The following is a 23,804-nucleotide window of genomic DNA, read 5'->3' as shown; positions in this document are numbered from 1 at the left end:
ACCGAACCTCGCACGTGGCCCCTTCCCCCGCTACCCGCCTGGCCTCCATCGACCAGCTGCGCGGCACCGTGATGCTGTTGATGTTGCTCGACCACGTGCGCGAGACCTTCTTCCTGCAGCACCAGGTGAGCGACCCGATGGACGCGGCGACGGTCTCCCCCGCGCTGTTCGCCTGCCGTCTGCTGGCCCACCTGTGCGCACCCGTGTTCGTCCTGTTGACCGGCCTGTCGGCCTGGCTGTACGGCCAGCGCCAGGCGGATCCGCGCCGGGCCACGGCCGCGTTCCTGCTCAAGCGCGGGCTGTTCCTGGTCGTGCTGGAACTGACCCTGGTGAATTTCGCCTGGACCTTCCAGCTGCCGCCGGAAACCCTGTACCTGCAGGTGATCTGGGCCATCGGGCTGAGCATGATCGCGCTGGCCGGGCTGCTTTGGCTGCCATGCCCGGCCCTGCTGGTGCTGGCAATCGCGGTGGTGGCCGGGCACAACCTGTTCGACGGCTTGCGGGTGCAAGGCGATGGCCTGCTGGCGGTGCTGTGGAAAGTGCTGCACCAGCGCGACTGGATCGAGGCCGGCGCGCTGCGCCTGCGCACCTCCTATCCGGTGCTGCCGTGGATCGGGGTGATCGCCCTGGGTTATCTGATGGGGCCATGGTTCGCCCGCGAGCGCGACCCGACGCAGCGCCAGCACTGGCTGCTGTGGGCAGGCGTCGGTGCGCTGGCCATGTTCGCCTTACTGCGGTTCGCCAACGAGTACGGGGATGCCCCTTGGCAGTACCAGACCACAGCACTGCGCACCTGGCTGAGCATCCTCAACATCACCAAGTACCCGCCGTCGCTGCAGTTCCTGCTGTTGACCCTGGGCGTAGGGCTGTTGCTGCTGCGCCTATACGAATGGCCGACACTGGCGCGTGCGCTGCGCCCGCTGGCCGATATCGGCGCCGCGCCGATGTTCTTCTACCTGCTGCACCTGTATGTGCTGAAGGCGCTGTACCTGGGCGCGCTCGCGGCCTGGGGGCCGACCCATGGCGAGTTGTATGCCCTGGATTCGGTCAGCGGCCTGCTGCTGGTGGCCTGTGCGCTGGCGGTGGTGCTGTACCCGCCGACCCGGGCATTCGCGCGGTTCAAGGCGCGAAGGCGTGACCTGGCGTGGTTGCGGTACCTGTGATCGCCCAGGCCAGTCCGGCAATCCACGCATGGCGTGGATCTACTGAAAGCGGATCAGGCCACAGGCCTATAATTCCGCGATGAATTCCACCGCTATCGCTTCCGACGACTTCCTGGGCCACCCCAAAGGCGTCTACGTCTGCTTCTTCACCGAAATGTGGGAGCGCTTCTCCTTCTACGGCATGAAGGCGCTGTTGCTGCTGTACCTGACCAAGTACCACCTGTTCGGCGACAAGGCCGGCCTGGACCTGCTCGGCGCCTACGGTGGCCTGGTGTACTGCATCCCTGTATTCGGCGGCATGCTGGCCGACCGCTGGCTGGGCATGCGCCGGGCCGTGCTGTTCGGCGGCATCCTGCTGGTACTCGGCCACCTCGGCATGGCCTTCGAAGGCCACGCTGCGTACCGGGTGAACGGCGACGTGGTGCGCGACACCTCGGCACTGGCGGTGACCTACCTGTCGCTGGCGCTGATCATCATGGGCGTCGGCTTCCTCAAGCCGAACATCTCCACCATTGTCGGCAAGCTGTACGCCAAGGACGATCCGCGCCGCGATTCGGGTTTCTCGCTGTTCTACGCCGGCATCAACCTGGGCGCGCTGTTCTCATCGCTGGTGTGCGGCTTCCTCGGCGAGGCCTACGGCTGGAAGTACGGTTTCGGTGCGGCCGGCATCGGCATGCTGGCCGGCCTGGCAATGTTCCTGTGGGGCCAGAAGTACCTGCAGGGCCACGCCGAGCCGCCGCAACCGGCGGCGTTGAAGCAGAAGGTGCTGGGCCTGCCGCGCGAATGGCTCATCTATCTGTGCGCGGTGCTCGGTGTGTTGCCGGTGGCGTGGCTGATGTGGGCGGCCGGCAACGGCGCGTTCGCGCTGGGCGGTGAAATCAGCCTGGCACTGATGTTGATGGTGGTGGTGCTGGGCGGCGTGCTGGTCTGGTTCGCCTGGTTCACCGGCAGCAAGTGCACGCCGGTACAGCGCCAGCAGATGATCGCGCTGATGGTGCTGATCTTCATGGCGCTGGTGTTCTTCACCATGTACGAGCAGTCCTACGGCTCGTGGGTGACCTTCACCGACCGGCTGCTGACCAAGGACATCGTGCCCTCGCTGGTGATCACCGGCGGTACGCCGCTGCCGTGGTCGATCCTCTCACTGCTGCTGGCACCGCTGGGCTTCGTGGTCAGCGCGCGGTTGTCCGAGCGTCGTCCGGGTTCGGCTGCGCCGCGCACGTTCTTCGCCGCCATCGTCGTGCTGATGCTGGTGCTGCTGGTGCGCGACTGCCTGGTGATTCCGCAGACCGCTGGCTCGCTCACCTATCTCGGCGGCCTGTTCCTGGTGCTGCTGGCACCGGCCTTCGCCGCGCTGTGGACGTGGATGGACCGCCGCGGTTGGGAACCAGGCAAGCCGGTGAAGTCGGCCTGGGGCCTGGTGATCGGCGCACTGTCGTTCGTGCCGCTGGCACTGGCCGCGCAGCAGGTCGGCGCTACCGGCGAGATGGCCAGCGTGTGGTGGCTGGTGCTGGCCTACTTCCTGCTGGCCAGCGGCGAGATGTGCCTGTCGCCGGTCGGCCTGTCGGCGGTGACCCAGTTGGCCGTGCCGCGGGTGATGAGCCTGATGATGGGCACCTGGTTCCTGGCCACCGCCTTCTCGGAGACGCTGGCCGCGCTGTTCGGCAAGCTGGCCGCGATCGAGGTGCCGGAAGGCGAATCGCTGGACATGGTGGCCGCCGCCGGTGCCTATGCGCACCTGTTCTGGCTGCTGATGTGGATCGGCCTGGGCTGTGCGCTGGCCGCTTTCATTGCCGCGCCACTGTTGAAGAAGATGATGCACGGGGTGAAGTAAGCCCACGCACAGGCAGGAACCGGGGCGCCGGTTGGATCATCCGCCGCCGTTGCGTTACGGCGCCCTGCCCTTGCCGTCCGCAGCCGCAGTCGTGGCGGTCTTGCCACCCAGGCTGCGCGACAGGAACGCCAGCAGCTTGCCGTAGTACTCGCTGCGATGGGCCTGGGTATAGAAGCCGTGCCCTTCGGTCTTGTAGTACAGGCTTTCCACCGGCGTACCGGCACGCTTGAGCGCCGCTTCCATGCGCTCGGTGTGCTGGATCGGGGCGCGCTTGTCCTGACCACCGGCCGCCAGGAACACCGGCACCCTGATCCGCTCGGCCAGGTTGACCGGCGAGACCGCACCCAGCGTGGCCGGATCACCCAGCCACTCGCGCAGGTAGCTCATTCCGGAATCGCGGTCCTGGATATCGCCGCCAGTAAACATCAGCGGCAGGTCGTAGACGCCCACATAGCCGGCCGCGCACTGGTACAGCCCCGGTTCGCGCGCGGCGCCCATCATCGCCGAGTAGGCGCCGTAGCTGGCACCGTAGATGCAGATGCGCCGGGCATCGGCGATGCCTTCGCTGATCGCCCAGCGCGTCGCGTCGGTCACGTCGTCCTGCATCGCGCGCCCCCACTGTTTCAGTGCTGCCCGGCTGTGCGCACGGCCGTAGTTGCCCGAGCCGCGGAAATTGATCTGCAGCACGGCGTAGCCGGCAGCGGCCAGCAACTGGTTCTCGTGGTCGAAACCGCCGTTGTCGAATATCCCGATCGGCCCACCATGCGGCACCACCACCATCGGCAGGTCACGGCCAGTGCTGCCATGCGGGACTGTCAGGAATCCATGGAGCTCCAGCCCGTCACGCGCCTTCAGCAGGACCGGCCGCACCGACGCAGTGGTCTCCGGATCAATCCATTCGCTGCGCGCCATCAGGAAGCGTGCCTGGTTGCGGTCGCGGTCGTAGAGGTAGAACTCGCCCGGATTTGAACCGGACCCGGTTTCCACCAGCAGCCGGCGACCGTCGCGGGTACTGGAGGTGATGAATACTGCACGCCCGGGGAAGGCCGCCTCCAGGCTGCGGTACAACCGTGCCTCGTCCGAGCTTTCGTCGAAGAACCGGGTATGCGGCGTGTTTCCCAGGAACAGCGCACCGACCGGCACGGTGCTGCCCGGGCTGCGGATCAGTCGTGCCGGATCGACAACCTCATCGCGCAGCACGACCTTGCGCTCCTGCGTGGCCGGGTTCCAGCTGACGATGGCATCGGGGCCGCTGGGCTGCTCGCTGAGCAGGTAGGCCAGCTGGCCGTCGGCGGAAAAGCCCAGCGCCGCCTCGCTGCGACCACTCCGTTTCTCATCGTTGACCAGCGCCCAGTCGCCACCGTTGCGGTGGTAGAGCCGATGGACGTTGTCAGTACCGGCGCCCTGTACGAAACGTACGTCGCCGCGGGCATCCACCACATAGGAGGCACCCGGCATCGGCGCGCGGGCCAGCAGCCGCTGCTTGCCGCTTGCCAGTTCCAGCTGGGCCGCATAACCGTTGGCATCCAGCCGCGATCCGCCTACTGCGATGACCACGTGCGCATCGTCGCCAGGCAGGGCGTCACTGAGGAACGCCGCGGCCGACGTCCGGTACTTGGGCCGCACGCGCAGGCCAAGGTCGCGGTAGCCCACCAGTAGTTCCGGTCGTCCGGTGCGTGCATCCAGTGTCAGCAGCTCGCCGGTGGCCCACGGCGCATCGCGGGTACCGAACTTCTGCGCCAGACCGAACATCACCTGATCGTTGTTGACCCAGTGCAGGCCGAAGACATGCGAATTGAGTGGTGGGCGCAGGTTGCCCACCGGCGTGTTGTCGTCCGTACGAAGGATGATCACAGCGGTGAAGCCGTCCGCAGGCACGGTCGCGGCCAGATAATCGCCCCCGGGAGACAGCATGACATCGCCGAACTTGTCCGCTCGCACATAGGCGCCCAGATCGATCGCAGCAGCGGTTCCACACCAAAGTCCCGCCATGATGATGGCGGCCAGCCAGCGCTTGTGCATCCTTCTCTCCCCCTGCCTGGACCCCTTGTCCCGGCTGGCCGATTCTAGGCAGGCCAGTGCCCGGCCCGCCAGTGGCGTACAAAAAACGACGGCACCGTTGCCGGTGCCGTCGTTACCACTACCTTGGAGAGAGAGTCAGGACGTGGGTTCGGGGGGCGAGCGCCGGGTCAGTGGACCCCGCGCACCGCCAACGTGAGGGCCAGGATGCTGAGGATCACTGCGATGGTGCCGTCGAGCACGCGCCAGGTGCTGGGCTTGGTGAACAGCGGCGCCAGCAGGCGCGCGCCGAGGCCCTGCGCGGTCAGCCACAGGCAGCTGGCGGTGACCACGCCGGCAGCGAAGGCCATGCGGGCGTTGCCGAAGTTCTCGGCGATCGAACCGATCACCATCATGTCCAGCCAGAAGTGCGGGTTGATCAGCGAGAAACCGACCGCGGCCATCAGCACCGCACGGCGGCTGCCGTCGTCGCTGTCAGCCTCGCCCATGCCGCCGCCACCGGCGATCGCACGGCGAGCCGACTTCATTGCGTACCAGGCCAGGAACGCCACACCGGTCCACAGCACGGCAGTGGTCAGCCACGGCAGCGCCGAAGTGAGCGTGCGCAGGCCGGCCACGCTGGCAAAGATGAAGATCGCATCGATGGCCGCACAGGTGGCGACCACCGGCACGATGTGCTTGCGCAGGATGCCCTGGCGCAGGATGAAGGCGCTCTGGGCGCCGACCACGGCGAACAGGCCGATGCCGGTAGCTGCACCAGAGAACCAGGCACCGAGGCCGGTGCTGGCGGAGATGACCGAGAACATGGGATTCACTGCCTTTACTTGCTTGGGGGGACGGTGCCTCGCGAAGGCGGACAGCACCGGAACGGGCGCCATTGTCGCGCCGCAACATGAAAAAGACGAGCTAAACTTCCTAAACCAACATTAGCGGAACTTAATTCGATGCGTATCGACCATGCCCAGCTGCGCGCCCTCGCCGCAGTGATCCGCGAAGGCAGCTTCGACCGCGCCGCGCAGTCGCTGAATGTCACCCCGTCCGCCATCTCGCAGCGGGTCAAGGCGCTGGAAGATCGGATCGGCCGGCTGCTGGTCAAGCGCGGCACCCCGGCCACGGCCACCGCGGAGGGGCAGCTGCTGGTGCAGCTGGCCGAGCAGACGGCCCTGCTCGAACACGATGCGCTGCACCGGATGGGCCTGGCCGACGAGGATCTGCCACAGGCCAGCATCCCGGTGGCGGTGAACCACGACAGCCTGGAAACCTGGTTCCCCCAGGCCGCCTACCAGTTCGCACAGACCACCGGCACCACGCTGGACCTGCGCGTTGAGGACCAGGACCACACCGTGGAGCTGCTGCGCCAGGGCACGGTGCTGGGTGCGGTGACCACCCTGGACGAGCCGGTGCAGGGCTGCCAGATCCATGCACTGGGCAGCATCCGCTACGCGGCCACCTGTACACCCGAATTCCGCGAGCGTCATTTCGCCAAAGGTGTGACCGCGCAGGCGCTGGCGCAGGCCCCGGTGCTGGTGTTCAACCGCAAGGACGACATGCAGTCGCGCTTCGCCCGGCGCATGGCCGGCGACGACCTGCCCAGCACCGCGCCGACCTGGTGGATTCCGTCCACGCGCGCCTTCGTGCAGGCCAACCTTGGCGGCATGGGCTGGACGATGAATCCGTTGCCGCTGGTCAAGCGGCACCTGGACGCGGGCCGCCTGGTCTACGTGCGCCAGCGCGCGTGGGAAGACGTGCCGCTGTACTGGCAGCATTGGAAGGGCGACGTGCAGACCATGGCCCTGCTGACCCGCGCGGTGCTGGATGCCTCCTCGGCACTGATCCGGCGCAAGCGCTGAGCTGGCCTCCCAGGGGATGTAGATCTTGGTCGGCACCCGCTTTCGGCTCACGCGGCCAAAATTCGAGGCAATTGCGACACCGAATAGCTCAATTGCCAGCCGACAGATGTACTTGTTTTACGTAGGCTGGAAAGCTTGCCAATTGTGAGTCAAACCGAATGGAACTTCCTGACGAAATCTATGAGCGGGTCACTGCCAGCTCCTGCCAAGGATTGGGAGGCCTACACGTGGCTCTGTGCTTCACTTGGAGACGCGAGCTTTCTTTCTGGTGACGTAGTGACCGCCCTGAAGTACTTCATGGATGCATTGAATGGTCCGGACGGGCATACCAATCCCTTCATCCTGTATCGCGTTGGCCAATGCAACGAACTTCTGGGGCAGCGGGATCGGGCCCTTGAGTACCTGCTCAGGGCGTATGCATTGGATGGCGAGGACATATTCGACGCTGACGATGAAGGTGGAAGGTACCTTGCCTTGCTGCGACAGGAGGGCCTCGCTGCGACCTGATACCACCAGGGCAGCCAAGCGTTCGGAATGCATCGCTTGGTAGTCAGGAGTTGTCGAGCCCGGGCCATGGAGAAGTCGGGTCGAAAGCGACTTAATCCCCTCCGTCCCTTTTTTACTCCATCCAATCTCCACGCAACCTCCACACCGGCTCCATGCGTGATGCGGATACTGGTCGGCCGATCACCGCAAGGATGCCCTGCATGCCTGTATTCGTCCGCGATGCGCGCCCCGAAGATGCCGCCGCCTGCATCGACCTGCGCGGGCGCACCCGCGAAAACGCCTTCAGCGCCGCGCAGTTGGCAGAGCTGGGCATCACCGAGGACAGCTGGGCGGCCGGCATCGCCCAGGGCGATTCGATCGGCCGCGTCGCCTGGGAGGGCGAGCGCATGGCCGGATACTGCTTCGCCGACCGCGACAGCGGCGAGGTGCTGGTGCTGGCCCTGCTGCCCGAGTATGAAGGCCGCGGCCTCGGTCGGCAGCTGCTGCAGGACGTGGTCAGCCTGACCCGCGATGCCGGCCACCAACGCCTGTTCCTGGCCTGTTCGGCCGACCCACGCTCGCGCTCGCATGGCTTCTACCGGCGCCTGGGCTGGCGCCCGACCGGGCAGGTCGACGAGGCCGGTGACGAGATTCTTGAGCTGGTCTGAGTGAAGCTGTCGCCAGGGATGGCCTGACGCTGGCAAGGCTTCGTTCGCCGGGTATCACCCGGCGCTAGCGGGTGAGGATGGCGCGAAACGCCGGATGCTGCGTTGCATCAAAAACAGACCGGATCCGGTTAGAATCGCATATGGATGCTGCAAGGCGTTGTTTCTTCACGCCCTTTCCCTGTCCCACGCGCATCCTGACCCCTTCCCCTCCGCCAACGATCCCGCCCCCATGAAGAAATTTGGCAAGGCTCTTCTCGCCCTGCTCGTGCTGCTGTTGCTGGCCGCCGCGCTGTTCCTGTACTGGCCGCTGACCCAGCGCTCGGTGCCCGCCGCCAGCAACGACAAGCCCGTCGACGTTGTGCTGGTCGGCGCCGGCATCATGAGCATCACCCTGGCCACCTACCTGCAGGAACTGCAGCCGGACTGGAACATCCAGGTCTACGAACGCCTCGACGGCGTCGCCGGTGAAAGCTCCGACGGCTGGAACAACGCCGGCACCGGCCACTCGGCCTTCGCCGAACTGAACTACACCCCGGAACTGCCCGACGGCAGCATCGAGACCAAGCGCGCGGTCGGCATCGCCGAATCGTTCGAGGTCTCGCGCCAGTTCTGGTCGCACCAGGTGAAGGAAGGCCGGCTGAGCCAGCCCAGCGACTTCATCAACCCGACCCCGCACATGAGCTTCGTCTGGGGCGATGACAACATCGCCTACCTGCACAAGCGCCAGCAGGCCCTGGTGAAGAATCCGCTGTTCTACGGCATGCAGTACTCCGAGGATCCGGCCCAGATCAAGCAGTGGGCCCCGCTGCTGATGGAAGGCCGTGACCCGAAGCAGAAGGTTGCCGCGACCTGGATGCCGCTGGGCACCGACGTCAATTTCGGCGTGATCACCCGCCAGCTGACCGCCGGCCTGCAGCGCAGCCCGAACTTCAGCCTGCACCTCAACCACGAAGTGAGCGCGCTGCGGCAGAACGGCGACAAGAGCTGGAACGTGACGGTGAAGGACCTCAAGGCCGGCACCGAGTCCACCACCCACGCCCGCTTCGTGTTCATCGGTGCCGGTGGCGCTGCACTGAAGCTGCTGCAGATGTCCGGCATTCCGGAATCGAAGGACTACGCCGGCTTCCCGGTCGGTGGCCAGTTCCTCGCCTTCCAGGGCCAGGACGTGACCTCGCGCCACGGCGTGAAGGCCTACGGCATGGCCGAGACCGGCTCGCCGCCGATGTCGGTGCCGCACCTGGATGCGCGCAAGCTGGACGGCAAGCCGGTGGTCCTGTTCGGGCCGTTCGCGCTGTACAGCACCAAGTTCCTCAAGCACGGTTCGTGGTGGGACCTGTACTCGTCGGTGAACCACAACAACGTCGGCCCGATGCTGGAAGTGGGCAAGGACAACCTGGACCTGGTGCAGTACCTGATGGGCCAGGCGCGCCTGAACGATGCCGACCGCCAGGCCGAGCTGGTCAAGTACTTCCCCACTGCCAAGCCGGGTGACTGGAAGCTGGTCACCGCCGGCCAGCGCGTGCAGATCATCAAGCGTGATCCGCTGAAGGGCCCGGTGCTGCAGTTCGGTACCGAGATCGTGACCGACAAGGACCACACCATCGCCGCCCTGCTCGGCGCTTCGCCGGGTGCGTCGACCTCGCCGCCGATCATGCTGGACCTGATGGCCAAGGCCTTCCCGGACCAGATGAAGGCCGGCTGGGAAGCCCGCCTGCGCGAGATCGTGCCGTCGTACGGGCGCAAGCTCAACGACAGCGCCGCGCTGGTCAACGAGATCCGTACGCTGACCAGCCAGACCCTGCATCTGCCGTATCTGGAGGTGCCGGTGGATGCGAACGCGGCATCGCCTGCTGCGGCTGCAGTGCCGGCAGCGGCCAAGGAAAAGCGCAACGCCAACGAGGAACTGCAGGCGCTGTAAGCCCGCAGTTTGCTTTCGATGGAGACGGACGGCCACCTTCGGGTGGCCGTTTGTTTTTGTGCGAAATGGGTCGGATTCCTCCCGCACGGGAGGGCTCTGACCTGCACCTGGCCGCCGATGATGGGGTCAGAGCCCATTGCCTGCGGCGACGGGATCCGACCCCGGCCCGCCACTGCTCTGCGCCGGAAAGTCCCTGCGAATGACGCGAATTGTAATGTTGTTAAGAATTATTTACATTTGCGTCCTGTGCAGTGATCGCACCTCCCCAGATGGACCTGACCGTGCCCGAAGCCGCCGCCCCGGGTGCTGGACGACTGTTGCCGCCCTTCCCCGCTTCCGAGCCTCGAGCCCACCATGTCCCTGATCCTCCGTAACCGCCTGCCCCGCCGCGCGTTGCTGCCGGCTGCCCTGCTTTCGTCGCTGACCCTGCTGGCCGCGCCCAGCGCGTTCGCCGCCGCCGATGGCACTGCCGATGCCAAGACCCTGGACAGGGTCAGCGTCCGCGCCGAACAGTCCGCACCACCGTCGAGCACCACGCGCCTGCCGATCACCCTGCAGGAGACCCCGCAGTCCGCCACCGCCATCAGCCTGCAGCGCCTGCAGGACGAATCACTGTTCAGCATCAACGATGTGATGCGCAATGTAACCGGCGTGAGCGTGTCCTTCTATGACACGCAGCGCCCGCTGTACTACGCGCGCGGCTTCGCCATCACCGACTTCCAGGTCGATGGCATTCCCACCTACAGCGGCTCCACCAACCAGGAGTACGACACCGCCTTCTACGACCGTATCGAAGTGATCCGCGGCGCCAACGGCCTGCTCAGCGGCGCCGGCGTGCCGTCGGCCACGGTCAACCTGCTGCGCAAGCGCCCGGGCAAGGAATTCGATGCGTCGTTCGCGGTCAGCGCCGGCAGCTGGGACTACCGTCGCATGGAGGCCGACGTGACCGCGCCACTGACCGCCGACGGCCGCTTCCGCAGCCGCGTGGTCGCCGCCTACACCGATCGTGGCCTGTATTACGACCGCTACGACGAGAACAAGATGGCCGGCATGGCGGTGCTGGAAGGCGACGTCACCGACAGCACCACGATCACCCTCGGTTACCAGAGCCAGGACAACAACCCCACCGGCTCGACCTGGGGCACCGTGCCGTTCTTCGACAACCAGGGCCATTTCGCGCACTTGCCGCGCTCGACCAACCTGTCGCCGAAATGGAGCTACTGGAAGCGCGAGAGCAACACCGCCTTCGCCAACCTGGAACAGCGTTTCGGCGACAACTGGCTGTTGAAGATCAACACCGCCTATACCCGTGGCAACGTGCAGAACGTGCGCCTGTACGGCACCGGCAACCCGGACCCGGTGACCGGCGCGGGCATCTACCTGCGCGCGGCCGCCGGTGATTCGAAGGACACCCGCCGCAATGTCGATGCCTACCTGACCGGCAGTTTCGATCTGTTCGGCCGCGACCACGACGTGACCCTCGGCGCACAGTGGTCGGACCTGGAAGGCACGACGAATACCCTGGCACTGAACTTCCCGAGCGACTGGGCGCGCTGCGGCGGCGAGCGCTGCTACTACATTCCCAACGTGTACAACTGGAACGGCGACATCTCCGAGGTGACCTACCGCCGCACCGGCGCGCGCCGCGTGGCCAAGACCACGCAGAGTGGCGTCTACCTGGCCACCCGCCTGCGCCTGGCCGATCCGCTGTCGCTGATTGCCGGCGCACGCCTGAGCCGCTGGGAAACCCTCACCCGCTCCTACAACGCCGCTGGCGCCTACACCGGCACCAGCGGCGCGTACAAGGTGAGCGATGAAGTCACTCCCTACGTGGGCCTGGTCTACGACATCACCCCGAACGTGTCGGCCTATGCCAGTTACACCGAGATCTTCAACCCGCAGAACTTCAAGGACCGCAACGAGAACCTGCTGGCACCGGTGCAGGGTTCGAACCTGGAAGCGGGCATCAAGACCCAGTGGCTGGACGGCCGCCTGACCGCCAACGCCGCCGTGTTCGAGGCCAAGCAGGACAACTACGCCGTGCGCGACATGGGCGTGCCGGAAGGTTCGCTGAGCGATGGCACCTCCGCCTACATCGGCGTCAACGGCACCAAGGCACGCGGCTGGGAAGTGGACGTCAACGGCGAGATCCTGCCGGGCTGGACGGTCAATGCCGGCTACACCCACGTCAAGGTCACCCGCGCGGCTACCGACCTGCTGTACGCCAACCCGCCGAAGGATCTATTGCAGCTCAACACGCAGCTGCAGCTGCGCGGTGCGCTGGAACGCCTGAGCGTTGGCGGTGGCGTGCAGTGGCAGAGCAAGGTGCAGGGCTACAACATCGCCTATCCGCTGGGCGGCACGGTGACGGTGAACCAGCCGGCCTACATGCTGGTGCAGTTCAATGCCAACTACCGCATCAGCGACAGCTGGACCGCAACGCTGAGCGTGCGCAACGCACTGGACAAGACCTACTGGGCGAATCTGGACTACAACAACTACGGCGAACCGCGCTTCGTGTCGGCCAGCCTGCGCTGGAAGTTCTGAGCAAGCCGCGAACCGGTGGGTGCCTGCTGGGTGCCGACCGTTGGTCGGCACGCCCTCCGCCACGACCCACGGTCGTGGCCTACCTGAATGGGCCCGCCTCCGCGCGGGCCCTTCCTTTTGCTGCACTGCAGGTTGCGGCGTCCTTCGTAATTATGTCGTAATTACATCGACACCAATCGGAAGCCGGTCGATGAACCCGAGCTGGGATACGTTGGAACGCAGCCGCCAGGCCCGCCTGGAACGTGCCGCGCCGTGGGCCCGGGGACGCGAGGTCGCCGCCGGCGACGTAGGCGAGCTGCTGCACGCACTGCTGGAGCCAGGCGACAAGGTCTGCCTGGAGGGCAACAACCAGAAACAGGCCGATTTCCTCGCCCAGGCCCTGGCCGATCTTGACCCGGCCCGCGTGCACGACCTGCACATGGTGCAGTCGGTGCTGTCGCTGCCGTCGCACCTGGATGTATTCGAGCGTGGCATCGCGTCGAAGCTGGACTTCTCGTTCTCCGGCCCGCAGTCAGTGCGGTTGGCCAACCTGGTGGCTGAAGGGCGCATCCAGATCGGTGCCATCCACACCTACCTGGAACTGTTCGGCCGCTACTTCATCGACCTGACCCCGCGCGTGGCCCTGGTCGCCGCGCAGGCCGCAGATCGGCACGGCAACCTGTACACCGGGCCGAACACCGAAGACACGCCGGTGATCGTCGAAGCCACCGCCTTCGGTGGCGGCATCGTCATCGCCCAGGTCAACGAGATCGTCGACGCCCTCCCCCGCGTCGACATTCCCGCTGACTGGGTCAACTTCGTGGTGCAGGCGCCGAAGCCGAACCATATCGAACCGCTGTTCACCCGCGACCCGGCGCAGATCTCCGAGATCCAGGTGTTGATGGCGATGATGGCGATCAATGGCATCTACGCCGAGTACGGCGTGAACCGCCTCAACCATGGCATCGGCTTCGATACGGCGGCCATCGAACTGCTGCTCCCCACCTACGCCGAATCGCTCGGCCTGAAGGGAAAGATCTGCCAGCACTGGGCGTTGAACCCCCACCCGGCACTGATTCCGGCAATCGAATCGGGCTTCGTCAGATCGGTGCATTCGTTCGGTTCGGAACTGGGCATGGAGAAGTACATCGCCGCGCGAGGCGATGTGTTCTTCACCGGCGCCGATGGCTCGATGCGTTCCAACCGCGCCTTCTCGCAGACCGCCGGCCTGTATGCCTGCGACATGTTCATCGGTTCCACATTGCAGATCGACCTGCAGGGCAACAGCTCCACCGCCACCCGCGACCGCATTGCCGGCTTCGGTGGCGCACCGAACATGGGCTCGGACGCACGCGGCCGGCGCCATGCCAGCGAGGCCTGGATCAAGGCCGGCCAGCAGGCCGCGCGCCCGGGTGAGATGCCGCGTGGGCGCAAGCTGGTGGTGCAGATGGTGGAAACCTTCCGCGAGCACATGGCGCCGGCCTTCGTCGAGCGCCTCGATGCCTGGGACCTGGCCGAACGCGCGAACATGCCGCTGCCGCCGGTGATGATCTACGGCGACGACGTCAGCCATGTGCTGACCGAGGAAGGCATTGCCAACCTGCTGCTGTGCCGCACCCCTGAGGAGCGCGAACAGGCGATCCGTGGCGTGGCCGGCTATACCGCCGTGGGCATGGGGCGCGACCGCGCGATGGTGGAGAACCTGCGCGACCGCGGCGTGATCCGCCGTCCCGATGACCTCGGCATCTCCGTGCGCGATGCCAGCCGTGACCTGCTGGCGGCGCGTTCGGTGAAAGACCTGGTGCGCTGGTCCGGCGGCCTGTACGACCCGCCCAAGCGCTTCCGCAACTGGTAAGGGGCTGAGCATGGAAACCCTCGACTATCGATTCGAAGGACACGCTGCGGTGCAGTTTCCGCGCGATGCGGTGCTGGTCGGCGTGCTGGCCTCGGGCAACCTGGAAATCCTGCTGGAGCCGGCCGCACTGGACGGCGCGATGACGGTGCGCATCATCACAGCCGCGAAGGGCTTCGGCAGCGTGTGGCAAGCGGTGATCAGCGACTTCGCACAGCGTCATCCGCTGCGCGATGTACGCATCTCGATCAACGATGCCGGTGCGACCCCGGCGGTAGTCAGCCTGCGCCTGGACCAGGCCGTGGAAACACTGCTGGCCGGAGGCACGCCATGAGCCACGCTCGACGCCACAGCTATTACGAAGCCGATGCACGCGAGCGCATTGCCGGGCTGGTCGACGCCGGTTCGTTCCGCGAATTCCTCGGCCCGGCGCGGAGGGTGATGAGCCCGCACCTGGCCCAGCTCGATCAGCCGGCCGCATTCGACGATGGCATCGTGGTCGGCGAAGCCACGCTGCAGGGCAAGCGCGTGCTGCTGGCCGCGCAGCAGGGTGAATTCATGGGCGGCGGCGTGGGCGAGGTGCACGGCGCCAAGCTGACCGGGCTGCTGCGCCGCGCAGCCGAAACACATCCCGAAGGTGTGCTTCTGCTGCTGGACACCGGTGGTGTGCGCCTGCACGAAGCCAATGCAGGGCTCATCGCCATTTCCGAGATCATGCGCGCCACCCTGGACGCGCGTGCAGCGGGTGTGCCGGTGATCGCGCTGATCGGCAGCGGCAACGGCGCCTTCGGCGGCATGGGCATCGTCGCCCGCTGCTGCAGCACGGTCATCATGTCCGAAGAGGGGCGCCTGTCGCTGTCCGGCCCGGAAGTGATCGAAACCGTGCGCGGCGTGGAAGAGTTCGATTCCCGCGATCGCGCGCTGGTCTGGCGCGTAACGGGAGGCAAGCACCGCTACCTGATCGACCAGGCACAGGTGCTGGTGCCCGATGCCATCGAGGCCTTCGCGCAGGCGGCCAGCAACGCGCTGCAGCCTGATACCAGCAGCACCGATCCGGATACTGCACTGGCTGCGCTGCAGGAACGCCATGCGGCATTGAAGGCGCGCGTGAAGGCCTGGGGCGATTGCCGCGATGGCCTGGAGATCTGGGCGCGGCTGGGCATTGCCCACCCCGAACGCCTGCCACTGCTCGACACCGATGAATTCCTCATCGCCACCGCCGACCGGAGCCTGCCATGAGCATGCCGTTGCAGACCCTGCTCGATGCGTTGTTCCCGCATGGGCATGCCGTTGCGGTGAACGATTCGGTGCTGACCGGCAGCGCTGCCACCGAGGATGGCGAGGTGACCGTGATCGGTACCGCCGACAAACTTGAAGTCGGCGTGGACCACGCACTGGCACTGGCCGAAACCGTGCTTGCCAGCACCGGCGCACATCCACAGCGACCGATCGTGATGCTGGTAGATACCGCCGGCCAGCGCCTGGCGCGGCGCGACGAACTGTTGGGCATCAATGGTTACTTTGCGCATCTCGCGCAGACGCTCGATCTGGCACGCCGCCGTGGTGCGCGCCTGATCACCCTGGTCTACGGCGAATCCGTCAGTGGCGGCTTCCTCTCATTCGGCCTGATGGCCGACCACATCCACGCCCTGCCCGATGCACAGGTGCGGGTGATGGACCTGCGCGCAATGGCGCGGGTGACCAAGCAACCGCTGGAGAAGCTGCAGGCGCTCAGCCAGAGCTCGCCGGTATTCGCGCCTGGCGTCGCCAACTACGTGGCGATGGGTGCGGTGGACTCGTTGTGGGAGGGCGATCTTGCCCAGCACCTGCTGCAGGCCCTGCGCACGCCCGCCGAAGGCGACCTGCGTGCCGCACGCGGCGCACAGCGTGGCGGTCGCGCCCTGGCGGCAGGGGTTTCGACTGCGGTGGCCCACGGCGATGCCTGAGCGGCCCGCCCGCCACACGCTGGCCTGGCTGTCGGCCGATGCCGACTGGCGGGCTGACGTGACTGCACACGAACCGCGCCTGGCAGCATGGTTCGCACAGGGCCTGCCAGCCATGGTGGCACGCAGTGCGGCGGATGATCCCGACCCGCGGCTGCGCCTGGGGGTGCCGCTGCCGCCAGGCGAAGGCAAGCAACGGCTGGCGCTGCGCGTGGCCCTGCAGGACATCCAGCACCTGCAGCCTCCCCCTGCCCTGGATGAGATTCTCGCCGGCGGCGTTCCGGCTGATTGGCAGGCGGCACTGCAGGCAATGCTGCGGCTTGCACCGGCCCGCGTGTTCGGTGCCTTCGCCTGGCAGCACCTCAGCGGCCTGCCCTATGTGCACGCACGCTCGGACATCGACCTGCTGTGGCAGGCGGATGACGCGCGGCAGGCCGACCTGCTGGTCGAGCGCCTGCAGCACTGGGAAAGCGCCTACGGGCATCGGGTCGATGGCGAACTGTGCCTGGTGGATGGTGGCGCGGTGAACTGGCGCGAATACGCCGGGCGCAGCCGCGAGGTACTGGTCAAGCGCCTCGATGGTGCCGCACTGGAACTACGTGATGCGTTGTTCGCCTCCACCGGGGTGAGCGCGTGAACGCCCTCGTGCAACCGGCGGTCAGGCCAGCTGCCGTGGACAGCGCGCGTCTGGGGCGCCTCGCCATCGCCAGCCTGCACGCCGAACTGGCCCTTGCACCCAAGCCAGGGTTGGTCACGCCATTCGACAGCGGCAGCCATCACGACATGGACGCCGGCACGTTCCTGCGCAGCCTGTTCACGCTGCGCCACTACTTCATCGCCGTGGCCGACGCCGGTGCCAGCGCGGCACCGTTCCAGACGTTGCGCCGGCACGGCATCGCTGCGGAGATATCGATGCTGCACGCCACTGCGGGCATCAACACTCATCGCGGCGCGATCTTCAGCCTTGGCCTGCTGGTGGCGGCTTCCGCTGCCTGTCGGGGCCGCGCGGGCGGTGCCATCGCAGCCGAGCAGGTCTGCCAGGAAGTGCGCCGCTGGGCTGCCGAGCTCGCCGGCGCACCGCTGGATGCGAACAGCCCTGGCCAGCGCGCGCGCGCACGGCACGGCGTGCAGGGTGTGCGCGAACAAGCGGCCGCCGGCTACCCGCTGCTGCGCGAGGTGGCACTGCCTACCCTGCGCCACGCGCTGGCCAGCGACCTGCCACGCGAGGCCGCGATGTGCCAGACGCTGATGCAGCTGATCGCGTGCGTGGATGACCTCAACCTGCTGCACCGTGGCGGCGCCAACGGCCTGCGCTGGGCCCAGCAACAGGCGCGAGGCTTCCTCGATGCCGGCGGCGTCTTCGTACCCGGCTGGCAGGCACGCCTGCACAGCATCGGTAATGGATTCGTCGCACGCCGGCTGAGCCCCGGCGGCAGTGCCGACCTGCTGGCCTGTGCCTGGTTCCTGCTGCAGCAGGAGGTCGCATGAGCCTTGCCCTGCTCTGCCCCGGCCAAGGTGCGCAGCATGCGGCGATGTTCGACCGCGTGCGCGATCTGCCTGCCGTGCGCGACGTACTGGAGACCGCCAGTGCAGTGCTTGGACGCGACGTGTTCGCGGCAGCGGCTGACGAATCGCGCTTCGACAATGCTCTGGCGCAGCCCTTGCTGTGTGCAGCCAGCCTCACGCACTGGCAGGGACTTCGCGAAGCGGTGCCTGCACCGGTGCTGGTGGCCGGCTACAGCATTGGCGAGCTCGTCGCGCACGCCATCGCCGGCAGCTTCGATGCCACCACCTGCCTGGCCCTGGCTGCGCAACGTGCGCAGTTGATGGGCAGCGCCAGCCCCGCCGATGCAGGCCTGCAGGCGGTGCTCGGGCTGGATCGCCGCAGCCTGCAGTCGCTGTGCGATGCGCAGGGCACCTACGTGGCCATCGCCAACGGGCAGGACCATTTCATCGTGGGCGGCACACACGCCTCGTTGCAGCGGCTGGCCGATGCAGCGCGGGCGCAGGGCGCGGACATCCGTCTGCTGCCGGTGCGCGTGCCCGCACACACACCATTGCTGGCGGCGGCGGTCGCACCGTTCGCTGCCGCACTCGATGCATCGCCACTGCAGGCCCCATGCCTGCCGCTGCTGGCCGGCATCGATGCGCGACCGGTGCGGGACCGCGCAACGGCAGTCAGCACGCTGTCGTTGCAACTGGCGCAGACCATCGAATGGGCGCAGGTGATGCGCCAGGCCTTCGAGCGCGGCGCGCGCGTGTTCCTGCAGCTGGGCCCGGGCAACGCGCTGGCGCGCATGGTCGCGCCGGCCTATCCGTGCTGCGAGGTGCGCGCGGTGGAAGAGTTCCAGAGCCTTGAAGGCGCCGCGGCCTGGGTCCGCAGCGCGCTGGAACGGCTGCAGTAACGGGTTCGAGCAGTACGTATCACGCAACACGCCGTACGTCGCCTTACCCCGGGATGGCGGGTCTCCATCCGTGCTGTACGTGAGTCACGTGTCTGGGAGGGCGCATGAGTCCACAAATCGCAACGATCATCGGTCTGGTGATCATGTTCATTGTTGCCACGGCGATGCCGATCAACATGGGCGCCGTCGCCTTCGCGCTGGCCTTCATCATCGGCGGGCTGTGGGTCGACATGGGCGGCAAGGAGGTCCTGGCCGGCTTTCCCGGCGATCTGTTCCTGACCCTGGTCGGCATCACCTACCTGTTCGCCATCGCGCAGAAGAACGGCACCATCGACCTGCTGGTGCACTGGGCAGTAAAAGCCGTGCGCGGCCATATCGTGGCCATTCCGTGGGTGATGTTCGTGATCACCGCGGTCCTCACCGCGTTCGGTGCGCTGGGCCCGGCGGCGGTCGCGATCATCGGTCCGGTCGCGCTGCGCTTTGCCAAGCAGTACAACATCAATCCACTGATGATGGGCCTGCTGGTCATCCATGGCGCGCAGGCCGGTGGCTTCTCGCCGATCAGCGTGTACGGCAGCATCACCAACGGCGTGGTGCAGAAAGCCGGGCTGGAAGTGACCGAGATGGCGGTATTCCTGACCAGCCTGGGCTTCAACTTCATGATGGCGACGATCTGCTTCTTCGCGTTCGGCGGCATCGCCCTGCTGCGGCGTGGCTCGATCACCGCGGCCGGAACGCTCGGCAATGCCGAGCTGGCGATGGCCGGTGGCCCACAGGCCTCGTCGCGCCAATTCGCCATCGAAGGCCATGGCGCGCTGGTCGCAGCCGGCGGCGGCACGCTCAGCAATGATCCGGCAGCACTGGATGCGGTGAGCCTGACCCGCGAGCGGCTGTTCACCCTGATCGGCCTGCTCGGCCTGGGCGTGGCCGCGCTGATCTACAACCTCAACGTCGGCCTGGTCTCGATCACCGTGGCTGTCGCGCTGGCACTGCTGTCGCCACAAAGCCAGAAGGGCGCGGTGGATGGCATCAGCTGGTCCACCGTGCTGCTGATCTGCGGTGTGGTGACCTACATCGGCGTGCTGGAACATGCCGGCGCGGTGGACTTCATCGGCAATGGCGTGTCCGACATCGGCATTCCGCTGCTCGGCGCGCTGCTGGTCTGCTACGTCGGCGGCATTGTCTCCGCATTCGCCTCGTCGGCTGCGGTGCTGGGCGCCACGATTCCGCTGGCGGTGCCGTTCCTGATGCAGGGTCACCTCAGCGCCGCCGGCGTGATCTGCGCGCTGGCGGTGTCGTCCACCATCGTCGATGTCAGCCCGTTCTCCACCAATGGCGCACTGGTGGTGGCTTCGGCAGCCAAGGAGGAACGCGAGACCCTGTTCCGCCGCTTCCTGGTCTACAGCGGACTGGTGGTGGCCCTGGGGCCGCTGCTGGCCTGGCTGGTATTCGTGGTACCGGGCTGGATGTAACCACCCAACGGTAGGGCCGGCCGCTGGCCGGCAATCCCATGAAGTCATCCAGCGATCATGGGTTGCCGGCCAGCGGCCGGCACTACCTGGCGGTACACTTCCTCCATGGCTATTGCCCCTGCCCCGCGGTCACCGAAGAAGCGCGCACCTCTGTACGAAGAGGTGGCCGAACACGTGCGCGAGCGCATCTACGACTACCGGCTGCCGCCGGGTGAGTGGATCGACGAGCCCGCACTGTGCGAAGAACTGGGCATCAGCCGTACGCCGCTGCGGGAGGCGCTGAAGCTGCTGGCTGCCGAAGGCCTGGTGCAGATCGATGCCGGTCGTGGCTGCCGGGTCACCCGGTTGACGCTGGAAGACCTCAACCAACTGTTCCCGGTGATGGCCATGCTGGAAGGCCGCTGTGCGCACGAAGCGGTCAGGCACATCGACGATGCCGGCGTGCAGCAGCTGGAAGACCTGCATGCGGCGATGGAAACCGCGGCGGCCGAGGGCAACATCGCCGAGTACTACCGCAACAACTACCTGATCCACGAAACCGTGCAGCACTACGCCGGCAACCCGTGGCTGATCCGCATCACCCACGACCTGCACCGCATCCTGAAGATGCATCGCGGCCGCCAGCTGCTGACCCCGGGCCGCACCGCGCAGTCGCTGGCCGAACACCGCGAATTGATGGAGTGCTTCCGCCGCCGCGACGCGCAGGCTGCCGAACGCACCATGGAGCGCCATCTGCTCAGCCAGGGCCAGGCACTGGCCGCCTATGTGGCGGCAGGTGGGCTGTTGAACGTGCCGGCGCCGTTGCCGACCGAAGGCGGCGGTTGAGCGGATGAGGTTGCCGGCCAGCGGCCGGCACTACCAGAACGTGACCTTGGCCGGCATCCTGGAACATCTCGTCAATCGCCACCACCGCAGCTGCCACCGTCACCACCCCCACCGCTGTCGCCGCTACCGCAGTCGGAGCTGCTGTAGCTGTGATGGCTGTGGTTGTCACTGGAATAGCCAACGGAGGTGTCATGGCTTCCGCCGTCATCCCCCCGGCTGCCCGAGCCATCGGCCGTGGCCACCGCCATGCACAGGATGGCGCCGACCAGCGGCAGCAGCCAGACCAGCAGCAACTGCACTGTCCGGCCATCCGCCGAGAGGCCATCGCGCCTGACGATCACCACGGTAGCCACCACGTTCAGGCCCAGCACCAGCAGGACCAGCAGAAGGGCAACGATCAGCATTCGGCGGTTCCGTGCCTGGACTGGGGGCATTATGGCCTGCCTCCCCGGCAATGGCCCTGCCTGTCATGAAGATGGGACAATGTAGGGCGCGCTGGCCTGCTTCCGGGCCGCCGGCGCCCCCCGCACCACACGGAAGAAGAAGAACAACAACATGCTGAAAGTCATTTTCGATACCGACCCGGGCGTCGACGACGCCCTGGCCCTGCTGTACCTGCACAAGCACGCCCAGATCGACCTGATCGGTGTCACCACCACCTTCGGCAACGCCTCGGTGGAGTCGACCACGCACAATGCGCTGTACCTGAAGCAGGCCTGGGGCTTTGCCGCTCCGGTCGCACGCGGTGCCGGCGGCCCGCTGCAGCCGGAAGCCACCCCGGAAGCCTGGCCGGTGCACATCCATGGCCACAACGGCCTGGGCAACCACCCGGTGCCGGCCGAACTGGACGTGGCCGCCGACGCGCGCCCCGCCCACCAGCTGATCATCGACCTGGTCCGCGCCCATCCGGGCGAGGTGACCCTGGTCGCGGTCGGCCGCATGACCAACCTGGCCCTTGCCCTGCAGCAGGCGCCGGACATCGCCGGCGTGGTACGCGGCGTGGTGATCATGGGCGGCGCCTTCCACGTCAACGGCAACATCACCCCGGCCGCCGAGGCCAACATCTGGGGCGACGCCGAAGCGGCCGACGTGGTGTTCACCGCCAGCTGGCCGGTCACCGCCATCGGCCTGGACGTGACCACCCGCGTGGAAATGGACCGTGACGGCCTGGACAAGCTGGCTGCGATCGGTGGTGCCGATGCCGAACTGGTGCGTGCGCTGTCGCAGGATTACGTGGACTTCTACCTGCAGGCCGGCCACAAGGGCATGGTCGTGCACGACTGCTGCGCCTGCATCGCGCTGACCCGTCCGGAGCTGTTCCAGTTCGAGCGCGCCAGCGTGCGCGTGGCCACCGACGGCGTCGCCCGCGGCATGACCATTCCCAAGCCGGAAGGCCTGGCGTTCGGCCCCAGCGTGTGGGACGGCCACGTGGTGCAGTCGATTGCCATCGGCGTCGATGCGGCCGCCGTGCTGGCCGACATCGAGCAGACCCTGAAGGTCTGACCCGCTAGCGCTTGGCCCTGCCCGGGACCGTCTCGGGCAGGGTCCACAGCACCGGCAGCACCAGCACCGCCACCAGCGCGATCATCGCGCCCGGCGCCGCCGCCCAGCCGCTGCGTTCCACCCACCATTGCGCCAGCCAGGGCGTTGCACCGCCGAACACGGCCGTGGCCATGGTCACGCCCAGTGCCAGCCCGCTGACCCGGCCTTCGCCGGGGAACTGCTCGGCCGTGGCCGGGGCCGCCACCGCGCTCACGCCACCGGCCACGCAGGCCAGCAACACCGCGGCCAGCGCGATGCCCAGCGGCGTCGCCTGCGCCATCCACGCGAACAAGGACAGCGGCAGCAGCGCTGCCAGCACGGTCAGGCCCAACAGCACCGGCCTTCGTCCGACGCGGTCGGACAATGCGCCGCACAGGGGCGTGATCGCGATCACCGCCACGGCCGCAATCGTCGACAGCCACAGCGCATCGCCCTCATCGTGGCCCCGCGCATGCAGGAATGCGGGCACATAGGTGATGCCGACGTAGTAAGTAATCGAGCCCAGCGCCGAGATCGCGAACGTGCGCGCCACCGCCAGCGGATGGTTGCGCAGCACATGCTTCAGCGGCGTCGCGGGAATGCTGCCCTCGCGGCGCTGCCGCTCGAACTCCGGCGACTCGTGCATGCCCGAGCGTGCGACCAGGATCACCAGTGCCAGCGCCGCGCCAACGAAGAACGGAATACGCCAGCCCCAGCTGTCCAGCTGCGCGGGCGCGAGCAGCGCCACGGTAACCGCGGAGATCGCCACCGCCAGCAGCGCACCCACCTCGCTGGCGGCCGAAGCCAGCGAGGTCACCAGGCCGCGTCGCCGCGCCGGTGCGCTTTCCAGCAGGTACGCCACCACGCCGGTGTACTCGCCGCCCACCGAAAACGCCATCACGCAGCGCAGTACCAGCAGCAGTACGCCCGCCGTGGTGCCTGCGGTGGCCGCGGTTGGCAGCAGCGCAGTGGCCAGCATCGCCGCCGCCATCAAGGCCATCGATGCCAGCAGCATCCAGCGCCGGCCCAGGCGGTCGCCCAGGTGACCAAAGCACAGCGCGCCCAGCGGACGCATCAGGTAGGACACCGCGAAGCCGGCCAGCGTGACCAGCAGCGCCTGTTCGCCGCCGCCGAAGAACACCCGCGACAGCACCGTGGCGAAGTACAGGTAGAGAGTGAAGTCGTACCACTCCACTACAGTGGAAAGGCCCGCCACCCACATCGAGCGCTGCCGCGCGGCAGTCATTGCGTGTTCGCCTTCAACAGCCTCGATCCCGGTTGCGCAGGTTCCGCGCAGCGTGGCATGGACGGGGTGAAATACC

The 23,804-nt window shown here is 67.1% G+C and carries 21 protein-coding genes; 16 read left to right on the top strand and 5 right to left on the bottom strand.

Annotation, left to right across the window (positions count from 1 at the left end; genetic code table 11):
* The first annotated feature begins 14 nt into the window (after positions 1-14).
* Positions 15-1,163, top strand: a complete 1,149-nt coding sequence (locus AC5P9L_RS09300) for an acetyltransferase domain-containing protein (RefSeq protein WP_262101742.1) — start codon at positions 15-17, stop codon at positions 1,161-1,163.
* 79 nt (positions 1,164-1,242) lie between these two features.
* Positions 1,243-2,997: a peptide MFS transporter gene (locus tag AC5P9L_RS09295; RefSeq protein WP_111196867.1), complete on the top strand. Its 1,755-nt coding sequence runs from the start codon at positions 1,243-1,245 to the stop codon at positions 2,995-2,997.
* A 54-nt stretch (positions 2,998-3,051) separates the two neighbouring features.
* Here the strand turns inward: AC5P9L_RS09295 and AC5P9L_RS09290 are convergent, their stop codons facing one another.
* Both AC5P9L_RS09290 and AC5P9L_RS09285 read right to left on the bottom strand, forming a co-directional pair.
* Complete coding sequence (locus AC5P9L_RS09290; protein WP_262101741.1) at positions 3,052-5,019, bottom strand: alpha/beta hydrolase family protein; 1,968 nt, start codon at positions 5,017-5,019, stop codon at positions 3,052-3,054.
* 167 nt (positions 5,020-5,186) lie between these two features.
* Positions 5,187-5,822 (bottom strand): LysE/ArgO family amino acid transporter, encoded by a 636-nt coding sequence (locus AC5P9L_RS09285; RefSeq protein WP_005408523.1) that lies wholly within the window; start codon positions 5,820-5,822, stop codon positions 5,187-5,189.
* A 138-nt stretch (positions 5,823-5,960) separates the two neighbouring features.
* On the opposite strand from AC5P9L_RS09285, the gene AC5P9L_RS09280 reads away from it, so the two are divergent.
* Complete coding sequence (locus AC5P9L_RS09280) at positions 5,961-6,866, top strand: LysR family transcriptional regulator ArgP (protein ID WP_005412604.1); 906 nt, start codon at positions 5,961-5,963, stop codon at positions 6,864-6,866.
* 240 nt (positions 6,867-7,106) lie between these two features.
* Here AC5P9L_RS09280 and AC5P9L_RS09275 read toward each other — a convergent pair whose 3' ends face one another.
* On the bottom strand, positions 7,107-7,505 hold the full coding sequence (locus AC5P9L_RS09275; RefSeq protein WP_005408521.1) for a hypothetical protein: 399 nt from the start codon (positions 7,503-7,505) through the stop codon (positions 7,107-7,109).
* A 68-nt stretch (positions 7,506-7,573) separates the two neighbouring features.
* On the opposite strand from AC5P9L_RS09275, the gene AC5P9L_RS09270 reads away from it, so the two are divergent.
* The 12 genes from AC5P9L_RS09270 (at position 7,574) to AC5P9L_RS09215 (ending at position 20,961) form a co-directional block, all read left to right on the top strand.
* The gene (locus tag AC5P9L_RS09270) at positions 7,574-8,020 is read left to right on the top strand and encodes a GNAT family N-acetyltransferase (protein WP_087802935.1); all 447 of its coding nucleotides are present in this window, start codon (positions 7,574-7,576) and stop codon (positions 8,018-8,020) included.
* A gap of 229 nt (positions 8,021-8,249) precedes the next feature.
* Complete coding sequence (gene mqo / locus AC5P9L_RS09265) at positions 8,250-9,938, top strand: malate dehydrogenase (quinone) (protein WP_495230604.1); 1,689 nt, start codon at positions 8,250-8,252, stop codon at positions 9,936-9,938.
* Positions 9,939-10,292: 354 nt separating this feature from the next.
* A complete protein-coding gene (locus AC5P9L_RS09260) occupies positions 10,293-12,485 on the top strand; it encodes a TonB-dependent siderophore receptor (RefSeq protein WP_076738855.1) in 2,193 nt (730 codons plus the stop codon).
* A 190-nt stretch (positions 12,486-12,675) separates the two neighbouring features.
* Entirely contained in the window at positions 12,676-14,319 is a 1,644-nt protein-coding gene (gene mdcA, locus AC5P9L_RS09255) for a malonate decarboxylase subunit alpha (RefSeq protein ID WP_165710259.1), read from the top strand.
* Positions 14,320-14,329: 10 nt separating this feature from the next.
* Entirely contained in the window at positions 14,330-14,650 is a 321-nt protein-coding gene (gene mdcC, locus AC5P9L_RS09250; RefSeq protein WP_262101740.1) for a malonate decarboxylase acyl carrier protein, read from the top strand.
* Positions 14,647-15,555: a biotin-independent malonate decarboxylase subunit beta gene (locus tag AC5P9L_RS09245; protein WP_262101739.1), complete on the top strand. Its 909-nt coding sequence runs from the start codon at positions 14,647-14,649 to the stop codon at positions 15,553-15,555. The genes mdcC and AC5P9L_RS09245 overlap by 4 nt, the downstream gene beginning before the upstream one ends.
* A 2-nt stretch (positions 15,556-15,557) precedes the next feature.
* The gene (gene mdcE, locus AC5P9L_RS09240) at positions 15,558-16,262 is read left to right on the top strand and encodes a biotin-independent malonate decarboxylase subunit gamma (protein ID WP_262101745.1); all 705 of its coding nucleotides are present in this window, start codon (positions 15,558-15,560) and stop codon (positions 16,260-16,262) included.
* Positions 16,255-16,896, top strand: coding sequence for a malonate decarboxylase holo-[acyl-carrier-protein] synthase (gene mdcG, locus AC5P9L_RS09235; protein WP_099474329.1), 642 nt, complete (start codon positions 16,255-16,257; stop codon positions 16,894-16,896). The genes mdcE and mdcG overlap by 8 nt, the downstream gene beginning before the upstream one ends.
* A gap of 35 nt (positions 16,897-16,931) precedes the next feature.
* The gene (mdcB, locus tag AC5P9L_RS09230) at positions 16,932-17,747 is read left to right on the top strand and encodes a triphosphoribosyl-dephospho-CoA synthase MdcB (RefSeq protein ID WP_099474328.1); all 816 of its coding nucleotides are present in this window, start codon (positions 16,932-16,934) and stop codon (positions 17,745-17,747) included.
* Positions 17,744-18,664, top strand: a complete 921-nt coding sequence (gene mdcH / locus AC5P9L_RS09225; RefSeq protein WP_262101738.1) for a malonate decarboxylase subunit epsilon — start codon at positions 17,744-17,746, stop codon at positions 18,662-18,664. The genes mdcB and mdcH overlap by 4 nt, the downstream gene beginning before the upstream one ends.
* Before the next feature lie 104 nt (positions 18,665-18,768).
* Positions 18,769-20,136 (top strand): SLC13 family permease, encoded by a 1,368-nt coding sequence (locus AC5P9L_RS09220; RefSeq protein ID WP_005408510.1) that lies wholly within the window; start codon positions 18,769-18,771, stop codon positions 20,134-20,136.
* A 105-nt stretch (positions 20,137-20,241) separates the two neighbouring features.
* Positions 20,242-20,961 (top strand): GntR family transcriptional regulator, encoded by a 720-nt coding sequence (locus AC5P9L_RS09215; protein ID WP_024957000.1) that lies wholly within the window; start codon positions 20,242-20,244, stop codon positions 20,959-20,961.
* 71 nt (positions 20,962-21,032) lie between these two features.
* Here AC5P9L_RS09215 and AC5P9L_RS09210 read toward each other — a convergent pair whose 3' ends face one another.
* Complete coding sequence (locus tag AC5P9L_RS09210; protein WP_099527520.1) at positions 21,033-21,365, bottom strand: hypothetical protein; 333 nt, start codon at positions 21,363-21,365, stop codon at positions 21,033-21,035.
* A 151-nt stretch (positions 21,366-21,516) separates the two neighbouring features.
* Between AC5P9L_RS09210 and AC5P9L_RS09205 the strand changes: the two genes are divergently transcribed.
* Positions 21,517-22,464, top strand: coding sequence for a nucleoside hydrolase (locus tag AC5P9L_RS09205; protein ID WP_099527521.1), 948 nt, complete (start codon positions 21,517-21,519; stop codon positions 22,462-22,464).
* 4 nt (positions 22,465-22,468) lie between these two features.
* Here AC5P9L_RS09205 and AC5P9L_RS09200 read toward each other — a convergent pair whose 3' ends face one another.
* Positions 22,469-23,728, bottom strand: coding sequence for an MFS transporter (locus AC5P9L_RS09200; RefSeq protein ID WP_088431582.1), 1,260 nt, complete (start codon positions 23,726-23,728; stop codon positions 22,469-22,471).
* Positions 23,729-23,804: the final 76 nt, after the last annotated feature.

Source organism: Stenotrophomonas sp. YJH_SMC_64, assembly GCF_059371375.1.
The sequence above is the reverse complement of the archived record's forward strand: the minus strand, read 5'-3'. Positions and strand labels throughout refer to the sequence as shown.

Coding starts and splice junctions, on each gene's coding strand:
- mqo (WP_495230604.1), top strand. CDS start 8,250: ATGAAGAAATTTGGCAAGGCTCTTCTCGCCCTGCTCGTGCTGCTGTTG.
- mdcH (WP_262101738.1), top strand. CDS start 17,744: ATGAGCCTTGCCCTGCTCTGCCCCGGCCAAGGTGCGCAGCATGCGGCG.
- AC5P9L_RS09280 (WP_005412604.1), top strand. CDS start 5,961: ATGCGTATCGACCATGCCCAGCTGCGCGCCCTCGCCGCAGTGATCCGC.
- AC5P9L_RS09260 (WP_076738855.1), top strand. CDS start 10,293: ATGTCCCTGATCCTCCGTAACCGCCTGCCCCGCCGCGCGTTGCTGCCG.
- mdcA (WP_165710259.1), top strand. CDS start 12,676: ATGAACCCGAGCTGGGATACGTTGGAACGCAGCCGCCAGGCCCGCCTG.
- AC5P9L_RS09290 (WP_262101741.1), bottom strand. CDS start 5,019: ATGCACAAGCGCTGGCTGGCCGCCATCATCATGGCGGGACTTTGGTGT.
- AC5P9L_RS09220 (WP_005408510.1), top strand. CDS start 18,769: ATGAGTCCACAAATCGCAACGATCATCGGTCTGGTGATCATGTTCATT.
- mdcE (WP_262101745.1), top strand. CDS start 15,558: ATGCCGTTGCAGACCCTGCTCGATGCGTTGTTCCCGCATGGGCATGCC.
- AC5P9L_RS09295 (WP_111196867.1), top strand. CDS start 1,243: ATGAATTCCACCGCTATCGCTTCCGACGACTTCCTGGGCCACCCCAAA.
- AC5P9L_RS09200 (WP_088431582.1), bottom strand. CDS start 23,728: ATGACTGCCGCGCGGCAGCGCTCGATGTGGGTGGCGGGCCTTTCCACT.
- AC5P9L_RS09210 (WP_099527520.1), bottom strand. CDS start 21,365: ATGCTGATCGTTGCCCTTCTGCTGGTCCTGCTGGTGCTGGGCCTGAAC.
- AC5P9L_RS09205 (WP_099527521.1), top strand. CDS start 21,517: ATGCTGAAAGTCATTTTCGATACCGACCCGGGCGTCGACGACGCCCTG.
- AC5P9L_RS09245 (WP_262101739.1), top strand. CDS start 14,647: ATGAGCCACGCTCGACGCCACAGCTATTACGAAGCCGATGCACGCGAG.
- AC5P9L_RS09285 (WP_005408523.1), bottom strand. CDS start 5,822: ATGTTCTCGGTCATCTCCGCCAGCACCGGCCTCGGTGCCTGGTTCTCT.
- mdcG (WP_099474329.1), top strand. CDS start 16,255: ATGCCTGAGCGGCCCGCCCGCCACACGCTGGCCTGGCTGTCGGCCGAT.
- AC5P9L_RS09215 (WP_024957000.1), top strand. CDS start 20,242: ATGGCTATTGCCCCTGCCCCGCGGTCACCGAAGAAGCGCGCACCTCTG.
- AC5P9L_RS09270 (WP_087802935.1), top strand. CDS start 7,574: ATGCCTGTATTCGTCCGCGATGCGCGCCCCGAAGATGCCGCCGCCTGC.
- mdcC (WP_262101740.1), top strand. CDS start 14,330: ATGGAAACCCTCGACTATCGATTCGAAGGACACGCTGCGGTGCAGTTT.